The sequence below is a fragment of the Bacillus cereus group sp. BfR-BA-01430 genome, from assembly GCF_022663115.1.
Classification (GTDB): domain Bacteria; phylum Bacillota; class Bacilli; order Bacillales; family Bacillaceae_G; genus Bacillus_A; species Bacillus_A cereus_BD.
The window spans coordinates 1-1,441 of record NZ_JAKUEW010000046.1; the positions used below are offsets into that span (position 1 = coordinate 1).

Genomic DNA, 1,441 nt, shown 5'->3' on the forward strand with positions numbered 1-1,441 from the left:
CTTTTCTGTTGACCTGTTGATATGTTGCATTGCATAAGAATTTTGCTCAGCCCAAAGGTTTGTGTTAGCACGAATCCCTCCATGTGCGGTTACTTCAGAAACCTCAATACCGCGAAAATCATTTCCGTATTGATTCTTGATTTGCAATAACTTATCATAGCCGCTCACTTTAGATGAACGAATTATATGATTTCCTAATATAATGTCGCAATCGTTGCCATAAGTTGGCGTTTTGAATTCAGCAATCTTGTAATCGTGATGATTTATAGAAACGCCATCACCATTAAGATTTAGTAACCCGGCTGATTTGAGCCACATACTTGATTGCGCGGTCATCCCTAAATCGCCACGTTCGGTCATACGGAGGTTACTTTCTGCGCCGTTACTGTCTATAAATCTATAATAAACACCTTTTGCGTCTTTATAGATAAATCCTAAATTCCGTCCGGTACCATCACCTTCCCCTATCACGATGTACGGATTGTTCGTCTTGCTCTGACGCTCGTTTTCAAAACCAATTACAATTTTCGCTCGTCCTTGATTCACGAACTGTAATACTTGGTTTTTCATATGAATATGCTCATTGGTATTACTTGTTTTGACCGTCGTACCTTGCAACAACCCGGCTGTAATCCACTCTGCTTTTACTTTACCTACCAGATCAATTAGATCAACTTTAATTTTGAGCTTCTCTGCTGACAGATTGATAGCTGCGATAATATTACCTTTTTTCACTTGAGCTAGAATGCCCTCGTCTAATACTTGTAACTTAGACCCCACTTCTTTGACATAAGCGTCGAAAGTATCATTCAAAAAGGTTTCGTGTTTTTCAGATATAATTTCAACGCCTTTTTCATTCGCTGAAATCTTTCTTTCTAATTCTGTTACTTTTTTGTTATATTGTTCAGTTGCTACCTTGTCCGCTAAGTCATCCATGATTTTATCTTTGTCTACAAAGTCGTTTGGATTTTCTAGAAAGCTGGAAGGTATTGTTCCGACTTGTAGCATTGGTTGAGCCATCCACAATGTACCGTTTCGTCTTATCTGATAACGAAATATTACTTTTACTGTACCAGAAGGGGCAGTTGCACTTTTATAAACTCTCAGCCATTGATCTTTTGTTAATTTTAATTCTTCGGAAACTTGTTTAATTACACCGCCACTACTGTTCAAGAACTTAATTTCTAACGCGCCACCTTGATCTAGTCCAGCTGGGTTGTCAGTTCTAAAGTAAGCAGAAGCGACAATGGTTTCACCTTCTCTCAGTTCTACTGTTTGTTCAGCACCATAATAGTGATTAGAAGTATTGCCTGTAGAAACCGTTTTGAAAGAGTTTATACCATCTTTAACAACAGTTGTATCAATATGTGTCCTTGTAGCGTCATGTAATTTCCAATACTTAACACCATTAGTTAATTTGGCATTTCTAATCAAGTTAATG

General features: G+C 37.8%; 1 pseudogene. It reads right to left on the reverse strand.

What is annotated here, in order from left to right:
- Window positions 1-1,441 (reverse strand): annotated as a pseudogene (locus MR058_RS22770) (phage tail spike protein); the annotation flags it as partial.